This window comes from Streptomyces sp. NPDC030820 (genome assembly GCF_055572075.1).
This window is the reverse complement of record NZ_JBVIEB010000007.1, coordinates 210,952-233,935: the sequence shown is the minus strand read 5'-3', so window position 1 is coordinate 233,935 and position 22,984 is coordinate 210,952. Positions and strand designations below refer to the sequence as shown.

General features: G+C 71.5%; 17 protein-coding genes and 1 pseudogene. 14 read left to right on the top strand and 4 right to left on the bottom strand.

Features of this window, described 5'->3' with window-relative positions; genetic code table 11:
- Positions 1 to 499: 499 nt before the first annotated feature.
- Positions 500 to 682 carry a hypothetical protein gene (locus ACZ418_RS21115; protein WP_031226809.1) on the bottom strand — a complete coding sequence of 61 codons (183 nt, stop codon included), beginning with the start codon at positions 680 to 682 and terminating at the stop codon, positions 500 to 502.
- Between the two features lie 374 nt (positions 683 to 1,056).
- Here ACZ418_RS21115 and ACZ418_RS21110 point away from each other — a divergent pair, with 374 nt between their 5' ends.
- From ACZ418_RS21110 to ACZ418_RS21100, 3 genes and pseudogenes are all read left to right on the top strand, one after another.
- Positions 1,057 to 3,942: a DEAD/DEAH box helicase gene (locus ACZ418_RS21110; RefSeq protein WP_468364935.1), complete on the top strand. Its 2,886-nt coding sequence runs from the start codon at positions 1,057 to 1,059 to the stop codon at positions 3,940 to 3,942.
- Positions 3,939 to 5,231, top strand: a pseudogene (locus tag ACZ418_RS21105) (SWIM zinc finger family protein). The gene ACZ418_RS21110 and the pseudogene ACZ418_RS21105 overlap by 4 nt, the downstream one beginning before the upstream one ends.
- Positions 5,232 to 5,363: 132 nt before the next feature.
- Positions 5,364 to 6,704 (top strand): esterase-like activity of phytase family protein, encoded by a 1,341-nt coding sequence (locus ACZ418_RS21100; RefSeq protein ID WP_468364932.1) that lies wholly within the window; start codon positions 5,364 to 5,366, stop codon positions 6,702 to 6,704.
- 93 nt (positions 6,705 to 6,797) lie between these two features.
- Here ACZ418_RS21100 and xylA read toward each other — a convergent pair whose 3' ends face one another.
- Positions 6,798 to 7,964, bottom strand: coding sequence for a xylose isomerase (gene xylA / locus ACZ418_RS21095; protein WP_468364930.1), 1,167 nt, complete (start codon positions 7,962 to 7,964; stop codon positions 6,798 to 6,800).
- Between the two features lie 153 nt (positions 7,965 to 8,117).
- Between xylA and xylB the strand changes: the two genes are divergently transcribed.
- The 7 genes from xylB (at position 8,118) to adh (ending at position 17,366) form a co-directional block, all read left to right on the top strand.
- Entirely contained in the window at positions 8,118 to 9,572 is a 1,455-nt protein-coding gene (gene xylB, locus ACZ418_RS21090; RefSeq protein WP_468364927.1) for a xylulokinase, read from the top strand.
- Between the two features lie 34 nt (positions 9,573 to 9,606).
- The gene (locus ACZ418_RS21085) at positions 9,607 to 10,815 is read left to right on the top strand and encodes an ROK family protein (protein WP_468364925.1); all 1,209 of its coding nucleotides are present in this window, start codon (positions 9,607 to 9,609) and stop codon (positions 10,813 to 10,815) included.
- A 270-nt stretch (positions 10,816 to 11,085) separates the two neighbouring features.
- Positions 11,086 to 12,570 (top strand): APC family permease, encoded by a 1,485-nt coding sequence (locus ACZ418_RS21080; protein WP_468364922.1) that lies wholly within the window; start codon positions 11,086 to 11,088, stop codon positions 12,568 to 12,570.
- Between the two features lie 87 nt (positions 12,571 to 12,657).
- On the top strand, positions 12,658 to 13,671 hold the full coding sequence (locus ACZ418_RS21075; RefSeq protein ID WP_468364919.1) for an acetamidase/formamidase family protein: 1,014 nt from the start codon (positions 12,658 to 12,660) through the stop codon (positions 13,669 to 13,671).
- Between the two features lie 105 nt (positions 13,672 to 13,776).
- Complete coding sequence (locus tag ACZ418_RS21070; protein WP_468365483.1) at positions 13,777 to 14,421, top strand: N-acetylmuramoyl-L-alanine amidase; 645 nt, start codon at positions 13,777 to 13,779, stop codon at positions 14,419 to 14,421.
- A 56-nt stretch (positions 14,422 to 14,477) separates the two neighbouring features.
- On the top strand, positions 14,478 to 15,785 hold the full coding sequence (locus ACZ418_RS21065) for a GAF domain-containing protein (protein WP_468364916.1): 1,308 nt from the start codon (positions 14,478 to 14,480) through the stop codon (positions 15,783 to 15,785).
- 57 nt (positions 15,786 to 15,842) lie between these two features.
- Entirely contained in the window at positions 15,843 to 17,366 is a 1,524-nt protein-coding gene (gene adh, locus ACZ418_RS21060) for an aldehyde dehydrogenase (protein WP_468364913.1), read from the top strand.
- 141 nt (positions 17,367 to 17,507) lie between these two features.
- Here the strand turns inward: adh and ACZ418_RS21055 are convergent, their stop codons facing one another.
- On the bottom strand, positions 17,508 to 18,077 hold the full coding sequence (locus tag ACZ418_RS21055) for a TetR/AcrR family transcriptional regulator (protein WP_468364911.1): 570 nt from the start codon (positions 18,075 to 18,077) through the stop codon (positions 17,508 to 17,510).
- Positions 18,078 to 18,332: 255 nt separating this feature from the next.
- Here ACZ418_RS21055 and ACZ418_RS21050 point away from each other — a divergent pair, with 255 nt between their 5' ends.
- From ACZ418_RS21050 to ACZ418_RS21035, 4 genes are all read left to right on the top strand, one after another.
- On the top strand, positions 18,333 to 19,685 hold the full coding sequence (locus ACZ418_RS21050) for a carboxypeptidase regulatory-like domain-containing protein (protein WP_468364908.1): 1,353 nt from the start codon (positions 18,333 to 18,335) through the stop codon (positions 19,683 to 19,685).
- Between the two features lie 172 nt (positions 19,686 to 19,857).
- Positions 19,858 to 21,147, top strand: coding sequence for an alkaline phosphatase family protein (locus ACZ418_RS21045; protein WP_468364906.1), 1,290 nt, complete (start codon positions 19,858 to 19,860; stop codon positions 21,145 to 21,147).
- A complete protein-coding gene (locus ACZ418_RS21040; protein WP_468364903.1) occupies positions 21,144 to 22,262 on the top strand; it encodes an alkaline phosphatase family protein in 1,119 nt (372 codons plus the stop codon). Before ACZ418_RS21045 ends, ACZ418_RS21040 begins: the two co-directional genes overlap by 4 nt.
- A gap of 117 nt (positions 22,263 to 22,379) precedes the next feature.
- Positions 22,380 to 22,712: a hypothetical protein gene (locus ACZ418_RS21035; protein WP_468364900.1), complete on the top strand. Its 333-nt coding sequence runs from the start codon at positions 22,380 to 22,382 to the stop codon at positions 22,710 to 22,712.
- A 55-nt stretch (positions 22,713 to 22,767) separates the two neighbouring features.
- On the opposite strand, the gene ACZ418_RS21030 is transcribed toward ACZ418_RS21035, so the two are convergent.
- A complete protein-coding gene (locus ACZ418_RS21030; RefSeq protein WP_468364897.1) occupies positions 22,768 to 22,902 on the bottom strand; it encodes a hypothetical protein in 135 nt (44 codons plus the stop codon).
- Positions 22,903 to 22,984 lie beyond the last annotated feature (82 nt).

Here is a 22,984-nt window from a genome sequence, read left to right as displayed (position 1 = left end):
ACCGGCACGACGAGGCGGGGCACGCCCCTACGACCCACCACCTGATGCCGTGCCTTCCCACGGCCTGCCGCCTGTCGCCTGTCGCCTGTCGCGCATACCGTCGCCGCTTGGGGGGGCAACAAGCGGCGGCAAGCGCGCCATCCAGGCCCGGACGACCGCAGGCCCGCCACCACCCGAGTCTCGATGCCTGCACCGCGCAAGCGGTGTCCAGAGTCGGACGACCACCGCACCGCCCACGCGAGGACTCGGGGCGGCCCGGACCGCCGCCCAGCCTCCGCCGTTCCGCGACGGCCGTATGGCCGGTGCTGAGCCCTGGGTGGCCGCGCGCGGTGCGAGGCCCCCGGCACGTACGCAACGCCGCCTCGGGGGCCGGGTGCGCCCCGAGGCCCGTCCGGCCTCCGCGGTCAGCTCCGCGCGCCTCCTGACGGCGTCCGCGGGCGGGAAGCCGGCGGCTCTGGCATCTCAGCGGCCGGATCCGTCCGCGGCGCGCGCGGTCCCGTCAGCGGCCGAGTTCCTTGCGCGTGACCCTGCGGAGCCTGCGCCGCTGTGAGGGGTCCAGCGCCAGATACGCGGCCACCGGAACCCCGACCACGATCAGGAACGCCACCCACCAGGGCAACCAGATCAGCAGGATCAGCCCGACCGCCACACCCCCGACAGCGATCTTCGCGTTGTTCGACATGAGCGTCGCCTCCTTCGCGGCCACTGCCGCTCTCTGCTCTGAAAACGGCCCCCCGCTCGCCGCAGTTCCAGAGCCGGACCCTGAGACATCCCTGAGCCCCACCCCTAGTGGATGAGGTTCACTGCCGTCGTGAACCGACCCGTGGCCTCACCGACGCCGTTCAGGACCGTGATAGCACTCCATGCCCCATCGTGCTCCTGGGCGGGAGAGTTCCCCGGCGTGCAGTGCCCACGAGCGCCACGATCATTGGCCACCACTCGAACAGATTGTGAAGTGGCCCCGATCACGACGCCAGGGTGCCGGGGCGGCCTTCGGCGTGCTGTACCCTCGGCGGCTCCGACCAAGTAGTCAAATTTGAGGAGTGCGGCAGAGCTGTGCAGACCATTCCCACGGCACCACCCTCCCAACTCTCCGAACTGGCCCACTGCTGCGCCGTGCTCCTGCCGGCCGACCCGGCGCGCACCGGCCGGATCGCCTTCTGGCGACCGGACGGCGAGGCCCCTCCCGCCGTAGCCGGTCCCGGCGGCACCGACGGCTCATCGGTGGTGGAACTGGACATAGTGCTGCCCACGACGGACGGCGGCGTCGAGCCGGTCCGTACGCCCGCGCTCCTGCTGCCCGTGCATCGCGCCCTGCCGTTGCTCACACGCGCGCGTGTACTGCGCCAAGGGCATCGCTCGACCGGCTTCTGGGGCGCCGCCCACCACCTGGCCCTGCATTTCCTGGCGCGCGGTCTGCTGCTGCCGGGACTCTCCCCCGGCGATCACGACGCCTGGCGGGTGGGCCCGCTGTCCGCGCGGGACGCGGAGCTGGTCCGCGAACTCGCCGCCGCCATGCCCCCGGAGGCCCATGCGGTACCGCTCGCAGCCCAAGGGCGGCCCCGCCTGCCGGACCTGGAGTGGCTGCTGCGCGCTTTCCTGGACGCTGTCGCCGACGTGCTCCCGCGCTCCCCCGCGGCCGAGGCGGTGACCGGTGGCCCCGCTTACGCGGCGCCCGAGCCGCAGCGGTTGCCCGCGCTGCGGGCATGGGCCGACGACATCGCCGCCGGCCACGACGCGGGCATGCGGCTGTCGCTGCGCGTGGAGGCCCCCGGGCTCCACGAAGCCCAGCAGGACGACACGCTCGTCCGGTTCCGTGCGGTGCTGCAGGTGCACGGCGTGAGCGGAACGGCGGACGTCGTGGATGCCGCCGCCCTGTGGACAAGCCCGGGAGACGTCCACGCATCGGTCGGTCCACGCGCGCGTGCCGACGCGTTGCTGGCGCTGCGCCGCGCCGCCCACGCCTGGCCGCCGTTGACTCCGCTGCTCTCGGCCGCCGTACCCGACGCCGTGGACCTCGCCGACGACGAGATCGCCGAGTTGTCGGGCGAGGGCGCACGGTCCCTGGCGGCGGTGGGAGTCGAGGTGCACTGGCCGAAGGAACTGTCGCGCGGCCTCACGATGCACGCGACCGTCGGCCCGCCCGACGGCGGTTCGGCCGCCCCGCGGGACGCGGCGGCACCCGCGTCTCTGCTCTCGTCGGACGCCATGGTCTCCTTCAGCTGGTGGTTCGCACTGGGCGGGCGGGAGCTGTCCCGTGCGGAGCTGGACCGGCTCGCGGAGGCCAAGCGCCCCCTGGTCAGGCTGCACGACGGGTGGGTCCTGGTCGATCCGCGGCAGGCGCACCGCGCCCGGACCCGTGAGGACCGCGCGCTTACCCCCGTCCAGGCGCTGGCCGCCGCTCTGACGGGTTCCGCGGAGGTCGACGGCCACCAGGTGGACGTACGCTCCTCCGGGTGGCTGGACACGCTCCGGGAACGGCTCACGGACACCGGTACGGCACGCAGCATCGGGCAGCCGCCCGGGCTGGCCGCCACGCTGCGCGACTATCAGCGCCGCGGTCTCGACTGGCTGGCCGGCATGACGTCCCTCGGCCTGGGCGGCTGTCTGGCCGACGATATGGGCCTCGGCAAGACGGTCACGCTGATCGCGCTGCATCTGCACCGGCAGACGGACTCCTCAACGGCCGGTCCCACGCTCGTCGTCTGCCCTGCATCGCTGCTCGGGAACTGGCAGCGCGAGATCGAGCGGTTCGCTCCCGGTGTGCCGGTGCGCAGGTTCCACGGTCCCGGACGCGCTCTCGGCGCCGTCGCGGACGGGGAGTTCGTCCTGACCACGTACGGCACGATGCGCCTGGACGCCGAGCGGCTCGCCGCACTGTCCTGGGGCATGGTGGTGGCCGACGAGGCGCAGCATGTGAAGAACCCCTACTCGGCGACCGCGCGGGCCCTGCGTTCCATCGGAGCACGCGCGCGTGTGGCGCTCACCGGCACCCCGGTGGAGAACAACCTCACCGAACTGTGGGCCGTCCTGGACTGGACGACTCCCGGCCTGCTCGGCGGCCTCGGCACGTTCCGCGCGCGCTATGCGCAGCCGGTCGAGGGCGGCCTCGACCCGGCCGCCGCACAGCGGCTCGCGAGGCTCGTCCGGCCGTTCCTGCTGCGGAGGCGCAAGTCGGACCCCGGTATCGCCCCCGAGCTGCCACCCAAGACCGAGAGCGATCACCCGGTGGCCCTCACCTCCGAACAGGCGGGGCTGTACGAGGCGCTGGTCCGCCAGACGCTGGACCGGATCGCGGCGGCGGACGCCATGGCCCGCCGCGGCCTGATCGTGCAGTTGCTGACCGGCCTGAAGCAGATCTGCAATCACCCGGCGCAGTTCCTCAAGGAGGACGAACCCCGGCTCGCGGGGCGCTCGGGGAAGCTGGAGCTGCTCGACGAACTTCTCGGCACCATTCTCGCGGAGGGTTCGGGTGTACTCGTCTTCACCCAGTACGTGCGCATGGCCCGGTTGCTCGAACGACATCTGACGGCCCGTGGGGTGCCGTCGCTGCTCCTGCACGGCGGCACTCCGGTCATCGTGCGCGAGGAACTGGTTCGGCGTTTCCAAGGCGGCGAGGTACCGGTGTTCCTGCTGTCCCTGAAGGCCGCCGGGACGGGCCTGAACCTCACCCGGGCCGAGCATGTCGTGCACTACGACCGCTGGTGGAATCCGGCGGTCGAGGCCCAGGCCACCGACCGCGCGTACCGCATCGGGCAGACCCGCCCGGTGCAGGTCCACCGGCTGATCGCCGAGGGAACCCTGGAGGACCGCATCGCGCATCTGCTCGGCCGCAAGCGGGAGCTGGCGGACGCGGTGCTCGGCACCGGCGAGGCGGCACTGACGGAACTGAGTGACGCGGAACTGGCCGCACTGGTGGAACTGCACGGGGAGGCACGATGAGCCGCTACGACGACGAGCGTGGGCAAGGCCGTGAGGCGGGGCGCACATTCGCCGCACTGCCACCGGCACGCGGGCGTGCGTTCACCCAGAGCTGGTGGGGCCGCGCCTGGCTGCGAGCCCTGGAGGACGCCGCCCTGGACGCGGCGGCGGTCAAGGCGGGCCGCCGACTCGCGCGGGCGGGCGGAGTGGGCGCGGTGACCGTGCGGCCGGGCCGGGTCACCGCCGTCGTGCGTGACCGCGGCGGCGCGGCCCACCGGGCCGACGTCCTCGTGCCGGCGCTTTCCGAGCAGGAGTGGGGACGGTTCCTGGACGTGACCGTGGAGCAGGCCGGGCACATGGCCGCGCTGCTCGACGGTGAGCTGCCGACGCATCTGATCGAGGACGCCGCGGTCGTCGGTGTCGAGCTTCTGCCGGGCCTGGGTGATCTAGAGCCCGAGTGCGACTGCGGATCGTGGGACCACTGCGGTCACACCGCCGCACTGTGTCACCAGGTGGCGCGGCTGCTGGACGCGGACCCGTTTCTGCTTCTGCTGCTGCGCGGGCGCGCGAAGGACGCCTTCCTGACGGAGCTGCATGTGCGCAGTACGGCGCCCCGCTCGGAGCCCTCCACGCCCGCCGTCGGGGGCGTGGACGCGGCGGAGGCGTGGGCGGCCGGGCACATCCTGCCTCCGCTGCCCGAGCTGCCGGGTCTCCCGCGGACGCCGGGGACGCCGCCGTCCCTCGCCGCAGGGACGGCACCGGCGCCCGGTATCGACCCGTTGGCGCTGGAGCACCTTGCGGGCCGCACCGCGGTGGAGGCGTACCGGCTCCTTACGGAGGTCCTCGGCTCGGATCCTGGGGACGGCAGTGCTCTGACGTCCGCCCAGGACGCCGTGCGGCTCGCGTGCGAAGCACCCTCCGGCGCCGTGACCGAGCGGCTCGCGGAGAGGTCGGGCCGCGGTCGCGAGGGACTGGTGAGGGCTGTCCGCGCATGATGTGCCGGGGGCGTGGCGGCGCTGGCGGTGCTCGACGAGGAGTGGCGGGTGGAGGGCGTGTTGTTCGCACGCGCGCGTGCGGCGCTCGAAGCTGCCTGGGAGGAGGACGAGCGGCCGCCGTTCGACACACGCGGCAATCGGTGGACGGTTCCGGGCGAAGGGGTCCAGCTACGCCTCGGCCGGGACGGCCGCTGGTGGCCGTATCGCGACGAATCCGGTCAGTGGGTTCCTGCGGGCGGGCCGGACGGTGATCCGGCGACGGCACTGGCGGCGGCACGGATCTGCGCCGAATCGGAGGTCGCAGATCGCATCTGACGACCCGTCATCACCGAAGACCATCGCGATCCGATGAGCGGCGGACGCCGGCTGTTCACCCCGGGGTCGTACGGCGTTCCTCATGGGGCCCAACTCTGGCCGCTGTCAACGAAGTTGTTCCCAGGAGGCCAGATGTCCCCGCATGATGCCGGCCGGCGCCGCGTCCACCGTTCCGTCGCGACGGGCCTGCCGCTGGCCCTGGCGGCCGCTCTCGTGGCCGCGGGTACAGCCACGGCTGCGCCGGCCCGGGACGCCCGCGTCATCCGTACGGCGACGCTCGGCGAGATCCCGCTCGGCGCGTTCAGCAACGCACTGCTGCCCGGCAGCGTCGACGACGACCACGGGGTGAAGCTCGGCGGCATCGGCAGTGACATCTATCCGGCGGGCCGCACGGGCGAGTACTGGACGGTGACCGACCGCGGCCCCAACGGGCAGATCAAGGTGGACGGCAAGAAGCGCCGCACCTTCCCGGTGCCGGGATTCGACCCCGCGATCGTGAAGATCCGGGTCTGCGGAGACACGGTCCAGGTCATCGACGCGATCCCGCTGACCACCTCCTCCGGGAAGGCCGTCACCGGGCTGCCCGATCAGCAGAGCCGCGACGAGGCGCCGTACACCTACGATGCGAAGACGCCGCTCTCGTACAACCCGAACGGGCTCGACACCGAGGGCGTCGTGCGCGCCGCAGACGGTACGTTCTGGGTCGTCGACGAGTACGGCCCCTCGCTGATCCACGTCTCCGCGCGCGGGCAGGTGCTCACCCGGTACGTGCCCAAGGGGCTCGGCCTGACGGGTGCCGACTACCCGGTGGTGGAGGCACTGCCGTCGATCTTCCTGCACCGCAAGGTCAACCGCGGTTTCGAGGGGCTGGCGCAGCTTCCCGACGGTGACCTGGTGATGGCCCTGCAGAGCCCGCTGTCGCTGCCGGACGCGGACGCCGGGAACGCCTCGCGCACCACCCGGCTGCTGCGCTTCTCGCCACGCGAGCAGGCGGTCACCGCCGAGTACGCCTACCGGTTCGACCCGGTGAACGTGGTCGACCCGAGCGAGGACGACACCGCCGAACTCAAGATCTCCTCGATCGTCGCAGTGGGCGGTGACCGGCTGCTCGTCGAGGAGCGCACGGACAAGGCGGCCCGGCTGCAACTGGTCCGGCTGGGGCGCGAGTCGAGCATTCTCGGCGGACCCTGGGACGCCGACACGACCTCGCCGTCCCTGGAGCAGTTGGCCGATCCGGTCGCCGCCGGCGTGCCGGTGCCGGCCAAGCGGCTCGTGGTCGACCTGAACAAGGTCGACGGCGTGCAGCAGAAGATCGAGGGAATCGCGCGCGTGGACCACGACACGCTCGCCCTGATCAACGACAACGACTTCGGGATGACCGACGGCCCGGGCGCTTTCGACGCACAAGGCCGACTGGTCGACAGCGGGATCAAGACGACCGTCGTGTACGTCCGGCTGCCCGAGGCACTGTGAGGTTCCTCGACCAGACAGTCCGGAAAATGGACTGACGGAGGGCCGGGGGGGGGGGGGGGGGAGCCCCCCCCCCCCCCCCGGCCCTCCGTGCGTTCAGCCCCGCGCGCCCAGCAGGTGGTCCATCGCGAGCTGGTCGAGACGCTCGAACGCCATACCGCGCGCGGCAGCGGCCTCGACATCGAACTCCTCGAAGGCCGAACTGTCCGCGAGCAGCGCCTGCAGGCCGTCCGCCGCGGTCGGCTGGGCCAGCTGGTCCAGCCGCGACGCACGCAGCGCCTCCTGGACCTCCGGATCGGCGCGGAAGGCCGCGGCGCGCTCCTTGAGGATGAGGTAGTTGCGCATGCAGCCGGCCGCCGAGGCCCAGACCCCGTCGAGGTCCTCGGTCCGCGGCGGCTTGAAGTCGAAGTGCCGCGGACCGTCGTAGCCGGCACTCTCCAGCAGGTCGACCAGCCAGAACGCCGCCCGCAGGTCGCCGGCGCCGAACCGCAGGTCCTGGTCGTACTTGATGCCGGACTGGCCGTTGAGGTCGATGTGGAACAGCTTGCCCGCCCACAACGCCTGCGCGATGCCGTGCGGGAAGTTCAGGCCAGCCATCTGCTCGTGGCCCACCTCGGGGTTGACGCCGTACAGCTCGGGGCGCTCCAGGCGCTCGATGAACGCGAGCGCGTGGCCGACGGTGGGCAGCAGGATGTCGCCGCGCGGCTCGTTCGGCTTCGGCTCGATCGCGAACTTCAGGTCGTAACCCTGCGCGGTGACGTACTCGCCGAGCAGGTCGAAGGCCTCCTTCATCCGGTCCAGCGCTGCGCGCACGTCCTTGGCGGCGCCCGACTCGGCTCCCTCGCGGCCGCCCCAGGCGACGTACGTCTTCGCGCCCAGCTCGACGGCGAGGTCGATGTTTCGGATGGTCTTGCGGAGTGCGTAGCGGCGCACGTCGCGGTCGTTGGCGGTGAACGCCCCGTCCTTGAACACCGGGTGCGTGAACAGGTTGGTGGTGGCCATCGGCACGGTCATGCCGGTGGCGTCCAGGGCCTGGCGGAACCGCTTGATGTGCGACTCGCGCTCGGTCTCCGACGACCCGAACGGGATCAGGTCGTCGTCGTGGAAGGTCACCCCGTAAGCCCCCAGCCCGGCCAGGCGCTGCACCGTCTCGACCGGGTCCAGGGCGCGGCGGGTGGCGTCGCCGAACGGATCCCTTCCCTGCCAGCCGACGGTCCACAGGCCGAAGGTGAACCTGTCCTCGGGGGTGGGCTGGTAGTTCATGCCGCGGCTCCTTGCTGCGTTGCGACTATTTCGTCATGGCCGTTTACAAATTAGTATGCGCTCGCGCCTCTGGGAAGAGACAAGATGTCTTTGTCCCGCAGAGTCGCGGAAAGTCACGGAAATCGCGGAACGTCGCGGAAAAGGGAGAGCCCGATGTCAGCAGCCGAGGGTCCGCTCGTCGTCGGCGTGGACACATCCACCCAGTCCACGAAGGCACTGGTCGTCGACGCGGCCACCGGCCAGGTGGTGGCGAGCGGCCAGGCACCGCACACCGTGTCCGCCGGCGCGGGCCGCGAGAGCGACCCGCGTCAGTGGTGGGATGCGCTGTGCGAGGCACTCAGCCAGTGCGGTGACGCGGCGCACGAGGCGGCCGCGGTGTCGATCGGCGGCCAGCAGCACGGCCTGGTCACCCTGGACGAGCGAGGCGAGCCGGTGCGTCCGGCACTCCTGTGGAACGACGTCCGCTCGGCGCCGCAGGCCCGCAGGCTGGTGGAGGAACTGGGCGGGCCTAAGGCCTGGGCGGAGCGCACGGGCAGCGTGCCCGGGGCGTCCTTCACGGTCACGAAGTGGGCCTGGCTGGCCGAGCACGAGCCGGAGTCGGTCCGCGCGACCAAGGCCGTACGGCTCCCCCACGACTACCTCACCGAGCGCCTGACCGGGCAGGGCACGACCGATCGCGGCGACGCGTCCGGCACCGGCTGGTGGGCGTCCGGCACGGAGACGTACGACGCGGAGACCCTCGCGCACGTCGGTCTCGACCCGGCGCTGCTGCCCCGGGTGGTGCGGCCGGGCGAGGTCGCCGGCACCGTGCGCGACAGCCATGACCTGCCGTTCTCCAAGGGCACGCTGGTCGCCCCCGGCACCGGCGACAACGCGGCGGCGGCGCTCGGTCTCGGCCTGCGGCCCGGTACCCCGGTGCTCAGCCTCGGCACGTCCGGCACGGTGTACGCCGTCTCCCGGCACCGCCCGGCCGATCCGACCGGCACGGTGGCCGGGTTCGCCGACGCGCACGGGGCCTGGCTGCCGCTGGCCTGCACCCTGAACTGCACGCTCGCCGTGGACCGCGTCGCGACGCTGCTGGGCCTGGACCGCGAGGCGGTGGAGCCCGGCGGCTCCGTGACCCTGCTGCCGTACCTGGACGGCGAGCGCACCCCGAACCTGCCGAACGCCTCCGGCCTGCTGCACGGCCTGCGCCACGACACCACCGCCGGGCAGCTGCTGCAGGCCGCGTACGACGGTGCCGTGCACGCGCTGCTGGGCGCGCTCGACCTGGTACTGGACGAGGACGCGGACCGCAGCACCCCGCTGCTGCTGATCGGTGGCGGGGCACGCGGGACGGCCTGGCAGCAGACGGTACGGCGGCTGTCCGGGCGGCCGGTCCAGGTCCCCGAGGCCCGGGAACTGGTCGCCCTCGGGGCCGCGGCGCAGGCCGCCGGCCTGCTGACCGGCGAGGACCCGGCCGCGGTGGCCCGCCGCTGGAACACGGCCGCGGGGCCGGTGCTGGACGCCGTGGAGCGGGACCAGGAGACGCTGGAGCGGATCACCGGGGTACTCTCCGACGCGGCCCCGCTGCTGGAGCGGGGGACCGAGACCACCCCGCGCGCATGAGCCGGGCGGCAGACACCGAGGACTGACTTCAGGCATGACCGCACCGCTGCACGAGGCCCGCCCGCCGGGCGCCGGCCGCGCCCTGCCGGACACCCAGCAGGGCATGCGCCGGCGCAACCTGGCCCGTGTGATGCACGCCGTCAGCGCGGAGGGTTCGCTGTCGCGGGCCGCGGTCGCCTCACGCATCGGGCTGACGCGGGCGGCCGTGTCGACGCTGGTGGACGAGCTGATCCGGTGGGGTCTGCTGGAGGAACTGGGTCCGGAGCGGCCGGGCCGGGTGGGCCGGCCGGGGTCGGCGCTCGCGGTGAGCGGCCGCGGGCCGGCGGGAATCGGCGCCGAGATCGGCGTCGACCACCTCGCGGTGTGCGCGGTCGATCTGCGCGGGGCGGTCCGGGCGCGGGCCCTGCGGCACGGGGTGAACCGGGGCCGGGCGCCCGCACCGGTGGTCGAGGAACTGACCGAGCTGGTGCACCGGGTCGTCGCTCAGGCGGAGCGGGAGGCGCTCTGGCCCGCCGGGCTCGCGGTCGCCGTGCCCGGACTCGTGGCGCGGGACGGCCGTACGGTCGTACGCGCCCCGAACCTCGACTGGCACGACACCGACCTCGGAACCCTGCTGCCCGACGTGTGGCCGCTGGCCGTGGACAACGAGGCCAACTTCGGTGCGCTCGCCGAGCTGTGGCTCGGCGAGGGCACTCCGCGCGACTTCCTGCACGTGTCGGCCGAGATCGGCATCGGCGCCGCGGTCGTCGTGGACGGCGGTCTGCTGCGCGGCACCCGCGGCTTCGCGGGCGAGCTGGGTCATGTACCGGTGCGGCCGGACGGGCCGCCCTGTCCGTGCGGTGGCCGGGGCTGCCTGGAGCAGTACGCGGGCGAGGAAGCGGTGCTGCGCGCGGCGGGGCTGGAGCCGCGCGAGGACCTGGTGGGCCTGCTCGCGGGGCGCGCCGAGCAGGGCGACGTCAGCGTACGGACGGCCCTGCGGGAGGCCGGTACGGCGCTCGGTATCGCCCTCACCGGGGCGGTGAACCTCCTCGACCCCGAGACGGTGGTCCTGGGCGGTGCCCTGGCGGGCCTCTCCCCCTGGCTGCTGCCGTCCCTGGAGACGGAGCTGACGAGCCGCACGGCGGGCCCGCCGTGCCCGGTGACGGTCTCCCGGCTGGGCCCGGAGGGTCCCCTGCTGGGCGCGGCGCACTCGGTCGTCCGGGGTGTGCTGGACGATCCGGCGGTGGTGGCGGAACGTTCCTGACGGCTCGGAGCGACTCGCCAGGGGCTCCCGCTGCCGGGAATCGGGGCGTCGGGGCTGCCGGTGTTCGCCCGATCGGGTGGCCGGGTTTTCCACAAGTCGAGGCTTCTCCACAGATGTGGTGTGCGCTCTTCTGCCCAACCCACCCGCGCCGTACCGTGATTCACGCGAGGCACGGCCGACGGGGCGTCAAGGTCGTCGGGGTGCCGAACGGTTCACGGTATTTCACACGCGTCCGGGTGACAGTGGGCTGACAGGCATCGGGGGACACACATGCACGAGGAGAGGACCGGGGCGCTGCGGCGCGACGCCGTCGGGCTGCGCGAGGTGCTGTTCCAGAGCGTCACGGCGATGGCGCCGGCGGCCGCCGTGGCCGCGTCGATCCCGGCCGGTGCCGCCTTCGCGGGCGGCAGCCTGCCGCTGGCGGTGCTGATCGCCCTGGTGGCCTGTCTGTTCACGGCGTCGTGCGTGGCCGAGCTGGCCCGTGAGCTGCCGGCCGCGGGCTCGGTGGCCACCTATGCGGCGCGGGGGCTGCACCCCGCCGTCGGGTTTCTCGTCGGCTGGGGTTACGTCTTCGTGGAGATGCTGGTCCCCCCGCTATTGCTCCTGCAACTGGGCTTCACGGCGGCGGGCACACTGCACGAGGAGTGGTCCTCGTATCCGGCGGACCTGTGGTGGCCGTGGTCCCTGGCGGGCGCCGGCGTCATCGCCGTCGCCGGTTACCTGGGGGTACGCGCATCAGCTCGCTTCGGCACCGTCCTCGGCGTCTTCGAGATCCTCGTCTTCCTGGTGTTCGCGGTCCTGCTCATCGGCAAGGCGGGCGACGCCAACACCCTGTCCGTCTTCGGCACTTCGCACACCGCCGACGGTTACGCCGGAATCAGTGGTGTGTTCGCCGGGTCCGTGTACACGGTGCTGGCGTTCGCAGGGTTCGAGGCCGCGGCGCCGCTCGCCGAGGAGACACGCGATCCCCGGCGGACGATGCACCGCGCGGTCCTCGGCGCGGCCCTGGGCATCGGGCTGTTCTATGTGATCACGACGTATGCGATGACCGTCTACTTCGGCCCGGACCGCTTCGCGAAATTCGGCGCCTCGGGCGAGGCCTCCTGGGACGGCGTCGCCCGGTCCTCCTCCGGCCTCTTCTGGGTGCTGGTCTTCCTGGCGGTGATCAACTCCACCATCGCCAACGCCAACGCGTGCGCCAACGTGTCGACCCGTACGGCCTTCGCCCTGGCCCGTATCCGGGTCCTGCCCCGTCTGCTCGCCACGCTCCACCCTCGGCACCGCTCCCCCGTGGCCGGTATCGCACTGCAGACCCTCGTGGCGGTGGGGGCGGTCCTGGGGCTCGGTTTCGGCTACGACCCCATGACCGCGTTCCTGTTGCTGGCCACGGTGATCGTCACGGTCGTCGTCGGTGTCTACATCGTCGTGAACCTCTCCTGCGCGGGCTACTTCCTGCGGGCCGGCCGGGCCGCCCTCAAGCCGGTAAGGCATCTGCTGTTCCCCGTGCTCGGCATCGCGGCCTTCGTCCCCGCGCTGCTGACGGCCGCCGGCCTCCCGGTCTTCGACTTCGTCACCGAACTGACGGCCCCGGTGTCCTACGCCGGCCCGATCGTCGGCGTCTGGATGGCGGCCGGGGTGGTGGTGCTGCTCCTGCTGATACGGCGGCACCCCGAGCGCATAGCCGAGACCGCTCGGGTGCATCTCGACACGCACGAACCGGCCGGTCCCCGGCAGGACGGGACCGTACTCCGCTGACCCGCCGCGCCGCGCGGAGGGCCACCCCGCCGGCCTGCGCAAGCCCCCTTCCCACGACCGCTCCCGTCAGAAGGGACCACCTCCACGATGACCGACCCCCGGATCCTCACCGTGCGCCCGGAACCGGACGACTACGCCTGGACGTTCGGCGGCGCACCGCCGGTGGCGCGGATCGCACCCGGCACGGTTCTCGACCTGTACACGGAGGACTGCTTCGCCGGCCGGGTGCGCTCCGAGAAGGACCTCGTCTCCGAGGTCTGCGAGTTCCCTTTCCTGAATCCGCAGACCGGCCCCTTCCACATCGAGGGCGCCGAGCCCGGCGACACGGTGGCCGTGCACTTCGTGTCGATCGAACCGGCCCGCGACTGGGCGGCGTCGACGACGGTCCCGCTCTTCGGCGCGCTCACCTCCACGCACACCACGGCCACCCTGCAGCCCCCGCTGCCCGAACGCGTCTGGATCTGGCAGCTGGACCGCGCGCGGCGCACCGCCCTCTTCCAGGCGCAGGACAGCGACATCGAGGTGGAGCTGCCCATGGACCCCATGCACGGCACGGTGGGCGTGGCCCCCGCCAATCTCGAGGTGCGCTCGGCCCTGGTGCCGGACGCGCACGGCGGGAACATGGACACACCCGAGATGCGTGCCGGCGTCACCTGCTATCTGGGCGTCAACGTCGAAGGTGCTCTGCTCAGCCTCGGCGACGGGCATGCCCGGCAGGGCGAGGGCGAGACCTGCGGCGTGGCCGTGGAGTGCGCGATGAACACCGTGGTGGTCGTCGAGCTCCTCAAGGACCTCGCCACGCCCTGGCCCCGGCTGGAATCGGACACCCACATCATCTCGACCGGCTCTGCCCGCCCGCTGGAGGACGCCTTCCGGATATCGCAACTGGACCTGGTGCGGTGGCTGGCGCGTGACTACGGGTTCAGTGAGCCGGACGCGTACCAATTCGCAACCCAGGCGGTGGAATCCCCGTTGGCCAACGTGTGCGACACGAACTACACGTGCGTGGCCAAGCTCCGCAAGGAGTGGCTGCCGGCCCGCGAGACGTACCGGGGCGTACACGCGCGGCTGCGGGAAACCGCGCGGGCCCTGCGGGCCTGACAGCGACCACGCCCCGGAGACGTACTCCGGACTTGTGGCGTCCCCACTCCCCCAACAACTCCTGAAACCCCCCACACCGAAAGGCACCCGCCGATGGACATGGACATGGACCCGGCCGGACCTGCACGGCGAAGAGAACCGGTGCACCCGGTGAGCCAGGGCAAGCCGCGCCTGAGCAGACGACGGCTGCTGAAAGGTGCGGCGCTCGCCGCCGTCCCCTATGCGCTGCTCCCCGACCCACGCGCCGGTGCACAGGCCGAGACCGTCGACTACCCGCCCGCCGAGTGGCAGTCGGCGAGCCCCTCCAACTACACCGCGTCCGACCGCCCCGGCAGCTACGCCATCGACCGTGTGATCATCCACGTCACGCAGGAGACCTACGCCAACACGGTGGCGATCTTCGCCAACCCGCAGAAGAACGTGTCCGCGCACTATCTGGTCCGCTCGGCGGACGGACATGTCGCCCAGTGCGTGCACGAGGCCGACATCGCCTGGCACGCGGGCAACTGGGACTACAACACCCGCAGCATCGGCATCGAGCACGAGGGATGGGTGGACCGGCCGGCCTACTTCACCTACGCCCTCTACGAGCAGTCGGCGCAGCTCACGGCGGCGATCTGCGACAAGTACGGCATCCCGAAGGTCAGGGAGCACATCATCGGCCACTACCAGGTGCCCGGCACCGATCACACCGATCCGGGTCCGTACTGGGACTGGGTCCGCTACCTGAGGCTGGTCAACTTCGCCTAGCCGGAAGACGATGGTCGCGGGACCGATGTCACTGTTTCATCGTCCGGGAGGCCGAGTTGACCGATCCGTGGGTGGCCCTGGAGCCGGGGGCCGACCCCGCCGAGCGGGTCCGTGTGCTGCGCCGGGCGCACGAGACGTTCACCACGGCGGGCACGGTGCCGCGTCCGGTGCGGTCGGTGGTGGCGGAGTCGTGGCGGCGCAGCGCGCGGGCCGGTGTCGGGCCGGACGGCACCGCCAGCGTGGAGCTGACCGACGGTGACCTCGGCGCGTACCGGGCGGAGCACCCGCTGGCGAGGGTGATGCCGCTGTTCCGGGAACTGCTCGGCACGTTCGCCGCCGACGGCGAGCATCTGCTGGCGGTGTGCGACGCGCACGGCAGGCTGCTGTGGGTCGAGGGGCACCGGGCGACCCGGCGCCGGGCGGACGGGATGAACTTCGTACCCGGAGCGCGCTGGTCGGAGAGCGCGGTCGGGACCAACGCGCCGGGGACCGCGGTCGCCGTGGACCGGCCGGTGCAGGTGTTCGCCGCGGAGCACTTCATACGGCGGGTCCAGCCGTGGACGTGCGCGGCGGCACCGGTGCACGATCCGCGCACCGGGCGGGTCCTGGGCGCGGTGGACATCACCGGCGGGGACGGGTTGGCGCATCCGCACAGCCTCGGGTTCGTGCAGGCGGTGGCGCGGGCCGCGGAGGCGCAGCTCGCGCTGCTCGATCCACCGGGGAGCGCGGTGGACACGCCGCTGCTCGGCGCGCTGGGCCGGGACGAGGCCGAGTTCGTCCTGGACGGCAACCGGATCCGGCTCAGCCGCCGGCACAGCGAGATTCTTGTGCTGCTGGCCCGGCATCCCGAGGGGCTGAGCGGTGACGAGCTGCTGTGCGCGCTGTACGCGGACGAGTCGGTGACGCCGGTGACCCTGCGTGCCGAACTGGCGCGGCTGCGCAGGTTGTTGGGTCCCGGCCTGCTCGCCTCGCGGCCGTACCGGCTGACGGCCGCGGTCGAGTCGGACGTCACCGTGGTGGAGCGGCGGCTCAGGGCGGGCGCGGTCACGGCGGCGGCGGAGGCGTACACCGGTCCGCTGCTGCCCGGTTCACAGGCGCCGGCGATCGTACGGCTGCGAAACCGCCTCGCCGCCGAGCTGCGGACGGCACTCGTCGCCCACCGCGACCCGGACCTGCTGGCGGACTGGGCGCACGCGCCCTGGGGCGAGGACGACCTGGAGGTGTGGCGGGCGCTGGCAGCGGTGCGGCCCACCGCGCCGGTTCAGTCGCGGCTCGCCGCGCTGGAGGCCGAGCTGGCGGCCTCGGTCGGCCGGACGCGGGGGCGGGCCCGTGGCGCAACGTGGTTGCAACGTCCGCCCGCCTAGCCTCGCGCCCGAGAGCTGCCCAACGGCGGGCAGCGCTGCACCGGGAGGCAGACCAGCATGACTCGTTACGCGGCGCCGGGCACCGAAGGCGCGATCGTCTCCTACCAGGCGCGCTACGACCACTTCATCGGCGGGGAATACGTGCCGCCGCTGCGCGGGCAGTACTTCGAGAATCCGTCGCCGGTCAACGGACAGCCGTTCACCGAGATCGCGCGCGGCACCGCGGAGGACGTCGAGCGGGCGCTGGACGCGGCGCACGAGGCCGCTCCGGCATGGGGCCGTACGCCGGTGGCGGAGCGCAGCGACATCCTGCTGAAGATCGCCGACCGCATGGCGGCCAACCTCGAAGCCCTCGCGGTGGCCGAGAGCTGGGAGAACGGCAAGCCGGTCCGCGAGACGCTGGCGGCCGACATCCCGCTGGCGATCGACCACTTCCGTTACTTCGCGGGCGCGATCCGCGCGCAGGAGGGGTCGCTCGGCGAGATCGACGACGATACGGTGGCCTATCACTTCCACGAGCCGCTCGGGGTCGTCGCGCAGATCATCCCGTGGAACTTCCCGATCCTCATGGCGGCGTGGAAACTCGCGCCTGCGCTGGCCGCGGGCAACGCCGTCGTCCTGAAGCCGGCCGAGCAGACCCCGGCCTCGATCCACTACTGGGTCGGCCTGATCGCGGACCTGCTGCCGCCCGGTGTGCTGAACATCGTCAACGGCTTCGGGGTGGAGGCGGGCAAGCCACTGGCATCCAGTCCGCGTGTGGCGAAGGTGGCGTTCACCGGGGAGACGACGACCGGGCGGCTGATCATGCAGTACGCCTCCGAGAACATCAAGCCCGTCACCCTGGAGCTCGGCGGCAAGTCGCCCAACATCTTCTTCGACGACGTGTGGGCCCACGACGACGACTTCCGCGACAAGGCGCTCGAGGGCTTCACCATGTTCGCGCTCAACCAGGGCGAGGTCTGCACCTGCCCGTCCCGGGCGCTGATCCAGCGCGGTCACTACGCGGAGTTCCTCCAGGCGGCGGTCGAACGCACCCGGCAGATCAAGCCGGGCCACCCGCTCGACACCGACACGATGATCGGCGCCCAGGCCTCCAACGACCAGCTGGAGAAGATCCTCTCCTACCTGGACATCGGCCGGCAGGAGGGCGCGAAGGTCCTCACCGGCGGTGAGCGCATCGAGTACGACGGCGAGCTGAAGGGCGGCTACTACGTCCAGCCGACCATCTTCGAGGGCGACAACCGCATGCGGATCTTCCAGGAGGAGATCTTCGGCCCGGTCGTCTCGGTGGCCTCCTTCGACGACTTCGACGACGCCATCAAGATCGCCAATGACACGCTGTACGGCCTCGGCGCGGGCGTGTGGACCCGGGACGCCAACACCGCCTACCGCGCGGGCCGCGCGATCCAGGCGGGCCGGGTGTGGACCAACTGCTATCACGCCTACCCCGCGCACGCGGCGTTCGGCGGCTACAAGCAGTCCGGGATCGGCCGGGAGACGCACAAGATGATGCTGGAGCACTACCAGCAGACCAAGAACCTGCTGGTGTCGTACTCGCCGAAGAAGCTGGGCTTCTTCTAGACGCGAGAAAAGGGCGCCTGACCAGGGCAAGTGCCCGGCAGGCGCCCTTGCCGTACGCGCCCTGGGCGCGAGACGAAACATCTGTGCTTCGGGGTGGAGGCGCACACCGTCACCGGCTGCGTCCCGCGCCCCCGTTCAAGCTCAGTCTGCCGCCGCGACCGCGTCCCTGATGAGGCGGCGGGCGGCCGCGTCGGTACGGGCGACGTCATGGGTCACCAGGCGGTCCTGGCACAGACCGCGCAGACCGGAGACGAGGAGCGTGGCCCCTGTCCGCGCCTGCTGTGGCGGGTGACCCAGCCGGACGTAGGCCGCGGCGATGGGGCCGATCATGACCTCGACGGTCTCGGCCGCGATGTCGCCGTACTGCTCGGGATCGGTGGCGGCCAGGCTGAGCAGCTGCAGCAGCATGCGGACCGGGCCGGACTGCTCCCCGACGGTCATCGCTTCCCACAGGGTATGAGCCGCCTTGCGCAGTCCCGCGCTGTCCTGGACGTCGTCGAACATCGCGTGCGCGTCGGGACGGCAAGCGGCCAGTGCCTGGGCCAGCAGGTTCTCACGGCTGCCGAAGTAGTACAGAAGCATGCGCTTGGTGGTGCCGATCGACTCGGCGAGCGGAGTCAGCGACATCTGCGCGACGCCGTGGTGCTGCAGGTGGTGCACCACCTGCTTCAGCAGCTCGGCACGCTTCTCGGCATTGACGGGGCGCGGCACCCTTTGACTGTACCGCTCGGTACACGTAAGGTCCAGGCAGACGTAGATGTGCCGATCGGTACATTAATCGAGTGGCGCCATGGCGACGGTCGGGCGCGGTGCAGCCGAGAGGGGCGCTGTGAAACTGGTTGGACCGCGATCAGTGAAGGATCACCGGTACCGGAGTGGCGGCCATGGGGTTACCGGGCATCCGGTCGGCCGTGTGCCGCGCGGCCTCTGCGGCATGGCTCGCCGTGGCGGCCAAGGGGTGGTCCTGTGAAACACCGGATCGAGCGCCCCCGGGGCATATCCGTGGCCAGAGTCCTCGTCGAGACCCTCACGATCCCGGCACTGCTCTTCCTCGGCCTGCTCTTCTGCTTCCCCATGGCCTTTCACCAGCCTCAACCCCACCACGCCAAGCTCGTGATCGCCGATCCCGCAGTGGAACGCAACATCGACACCGCCCTGCAGCGGCAGCATCCCGGCTGGTTCGACGTCACCGCCGTCACAGACGCCCGAGAAGCCCGCCGGGCGGTGCTGGACCGGGAGGCCGTGGCAGGCTTCGCCGCCCAGGGCGGGCATGCCGTGCTGTACGTGGCGAAGGCCAACGGCGCGGCCCTCGAGCAGGCGCTGACCAAGGGCTTCACCCAGCTTGCGGCGCACAACCACCAGAAGCTCACCGTCACGGACGTGGCCCCCACGGTCGGCAAGGACGGGCCTGGCACGATCCTGGTCTACTTCGGGATCGCCTGGAACGTCCCCGGCTACATACTCGCCACGACCCTGCTGCGGGCGGTGACCTTCAACCGGCGCAAGAAGCTCATCACGATCGCGGGCGTCACAGGCCTCTTCAGCTCCGTGGGTTTCCTCGTCGGCGCGGGACTGGGCTTCTTCCCCAACGGCCCCATGGCCCTGGCGATCGCCTTCCTGCTCACCACGGCCGTGGCCACGTTCTCCCTCGGCATGGCGCCCTTCGTCAAGCACTTCTTCCCACTGGCGGGTCTGGGCCTGTTCGTCGTGCTGAGCGTTCCCTCCAGCGGCCTGCTCCCCGTCCAGCTGCTGCCGGGGTTCTTCCAAGCCCTGCACGCCGTCATGCCGCTGGGCAATGCGGTCGACGCGCTGAGAGGAGTGCTGTACTTCGACGGCGCCGGGGTGGTGAAGCCGGTCCTCGTGCTGTGCGGGTGGATCACCGCGGGTGCGGCACTGCTGGGCCTCGACGCCTGGCACCACCACATGGCCGTACGACGGGGAGCGCAGGACGAGCCGCAGGACGTTCCCGAACCTCCTGTCGAGGACCCCTCCGTGGAGGCGCCCACACCCACCGCGCTCCCGGTCCACCCGCACCACTTCGGCGAGCCGTTGCCGATGCTGGAGGGCTCCGTCCGCGACGGCGAACAGCAGCCCGTCCGCCATGCCGCGGTGACCGTCATGGACACCGGCGGCCGGCAGTTGGTGCGGACCGCGACGAACGCGCGGGGCGAGTACGCCGTGACCGGTCTGCCCGAGGGATACATCAGCGTCGTCGTCTCGCACCCCGGCCGAGACCCCCTGGTCCACCAGAAGCTGCTGCAGTCCGGTGTGGCCGTCCGGGCCGACTTCACTCTGCATGACCGGCGCAGCGGGACGTAGGTTCGCGCGGGCGTTCAACGCCTCGATCCCGGACACGCGAGACACGGATCTTGAGACGCGCGGCCTGCTTCGAGTGGCGGCCGCCGGCGGTCCACAGAACGCTCGATGAACTTCCGTGGAAGTATGAAGCGGATTATTACTCTCCGGTATAGGAGGCGGCTATAAGAACCCTGTGAGCATCTCCCGTAGACGACTGATCATCGGAGCCGCAGCCGCGACGGCGACCGCCCCCCTCGTCACGGAAGGTCTGGCCGACGCCGGTCAGACCTTCCCCTCCACGCGGCAAGCGCCCTCCCTTCCCGCACCGGAGGACTCCGGCATCGACCACATCGTGGTCGTGATGATGGAGAACCGTTCCTTCGACCACTACCTGGGCTGGCTGCCCGGCGCCGACGGCAAGCAGGCCGGGCTGACGTACACCGATCGCGACGGCGTCGCACACTCCACTCACCACCTGGACACCGCCCAGGGCTGCCAGTACAACGACCCCGACCACAGCTACGAGGGCGGCCGGATCGAGTACAACGACGGCGCCTGCGACGGCTGGCTGCGCGCCGGGACCAACGACGTGTTCTCGATCGGCTACTACCTGCCGGAGGACCTCGACTTCTACGGCAAGGCGGCGCCCGCCTGGACGGTCTGCGACCGCTACTTCTCGGCGATCATGGCCGAGACGTACCCCAACCGCTTCTACCAGCACGCCGCGCAGACCGACCGCATCCACAACTCCACGGACACATCGACGCTCCCCACCATCTGGGACCGTCTCGCCGACGCGGGTCTGCAGGGCAAGTACTACTTCTCCGACGTACCGTTCACGGCGCTGTGGAGCACCAAGCACCTCGGCATCTCGCACCCGTACACGGAGTTCCTCGCCGACTGCGCCGCCGGCGCCCTGCCCCAGGTCTCCTTCGTCGACCCCAAGTTCCTTGACGAGGGCAGCGGCACCTCCGCCGACGACCACCCGCACGCCGACATCCGCGCCGGCCAGCACTTCCTCAACGAGGTCTACCACGCCGTCACCACGGGCCCCGCCTGGGAGCGGACCCTCCTGGTCATCAACTACGACGAGTGGGGCGGCTTCTTCGACCACGTGGCCCCCACCACCGCCCCCGACGCCCACCCCGACTGGGGCCTGCGCGGCTTCCGCACCCCGTGCCTGGTGATCTCCCCGCGGGCGAAGCGCGGCCATGTCGCGCACGGCGTGTACGACCACACCTCGGTCCTCAAGGCCATGGAGTGGCGCTGGAACCTGCCCGCCCTCACGCCCCGGGACGCCGCGGCGAACAACATCGTCGAGGTGCTCGACTTCACCAACCCGCCGAACACCGACGCCCCGCAGTGGTCGGTGCCCGGCGTCGTCGGACTGCCCTGCCCGCCCGCCGTACTCCCCGACTACGAGCAGTGGCACGCGCTGCGCGACCTCGCCCTCTCCCTCGGATGGAAGCTCCCCTCGTCATGAAGCACCGTCTCCTGCGCGGCAGGCGCCGTCTGACGATCCTCGCCGCCGCCTTCATCACCCTCGTGGCGGGCGGCGGCACGCTGCTGGCGCTGCAGGCCGAGGCCGCGCCCGCCGCGGACCCGCACCACGTCTTCGTGATCAACCTGGAGAACAAGGGGTACGACGAGACCTGGGGAGCCGGCTCCAAGGCGCCGTATCTGAGCCAGACGCTGCGATCCCAGGGCGTGCTGCTGTCGCAGTACTACGGCATCGGCCACAACAGCCTGGACAACTACATCGCGCAGGTCTCCGGACAGGCCCCGAACCCGGACACCCAGTCCGACTGCCAGACCTTCGCGCCGTTCGTCCAGGCCGGAACCGTCTCCCCCGGCCAGGCCGTCGGCCAGGGCTGCGTCTATCCCTCCGGCGTGCAGACGCTGGCCGACCAGATGGGCGCCTCGGGGCACACCTGGAAGGGGTACATGGAGGACATGGGCACCCCGTGCCGTCACCCCGCGGTCGGAGCGGTGGACGACACCCAGAAGGCCAGGACCGGCGACGAGTACGCCACGCGCCACAACCCGTTCATGTACTTCCACTCGATCATCGACCAGCCGGAAAGCTGTGCCGAGCACGTCGTCGACCTCTCGGCGCTCAGCACCGACCTGCGGAGCACCACCTCAACCCCCGATCTGAGCTACATCACGCCCAACCTGTGCGACGACGGCCACGACTCCCCGTGCGTGGACGGCCGTCCGGGCGGGCTGGTCTCCGCCGACGCCTGGCTGAAGCGATGGGTCCCGGTCATCACGTCGTCCCCGGCCTTCAAGAAGGACGGCATGCTGGTGATCACCTTCGACGAGTCCGACGGCCCGCAGGAGGACGCGAGCGCCTGCTGCGGCGAGGGCCCGGCCCCGAACACGCCGCTGCCCGGCATCACCGGCCTCGGCGGCGGCCGTACGGGGGCGCTCGTACTGTCTCCCTTCACCAAGGGCGGCACCTGGAGTACGACGCCGTACAACCACTACTCGCTGCTGGCCAGCATCGAGGACCGGTTCGCACTGCCGTACCTGGGCTACGCCGGGCAGAAGGGCCTGAGCCGCTTCGGCACCGACGTGTTCAACGCGGGGATCTGACGACCCCTGGCCGGAACCCCGCGTTTCGGTGGCAACGCTTTCCATCACCACATGCCACGGGAAACGCGCGAGAATTGAAGAGTCACACCACACCGACTCCGTGAAGGGAGGAGGGGGATGGCCAAGACAGCGGAGACACCGCAACAGCAAACCCATGAGGGCGACGGCGCGGGTCTGCACCTGCGTATGCGCACGCTGCATCCTCCGGTGCCGATTCCGTACCTCAGCAAGGAGGAGATGACGAGCACGGCCCGGGCGGCGACGGCCCGCATGCCCGGTACGCCCACAATGAAGGATCTCGCCTTCTACGGCGGCCTCGGCGCACTGGCTGTGGCGGGGGCTCTGGAATGGCCCGTCGCCCTCGCCGTCGGCGGAGCCACCTGGCTGGTACGCAGCGGGCGGAAGGAGAAGAAGGAGGAGGAGCAGCAGGCGGCAGGCGCCCAGACATAGGCGTCCAGGCGTGGGGTAGTGCGCGGTGGCGTGAGCGCTGCCGGGTGGAGGGGGGTTATGCGGTCGGCGCTGAGGCCCTGCGCAGATACGGTGAGTAAGCGGACAGGAGCTGCCACACGAGGCGCAGGACGAGCGCCTCGACGAGCCCGACGAGGATCTTCGTTGCCACGGCTGCCAGTATCTCGGCCATGTTGGCTGACTTTCTGTTCTGGATACGGATGTCCGAAACCAGACAATGCAGCCTTTTCCTGCGCCGCGGGTGCCGTCGGGAC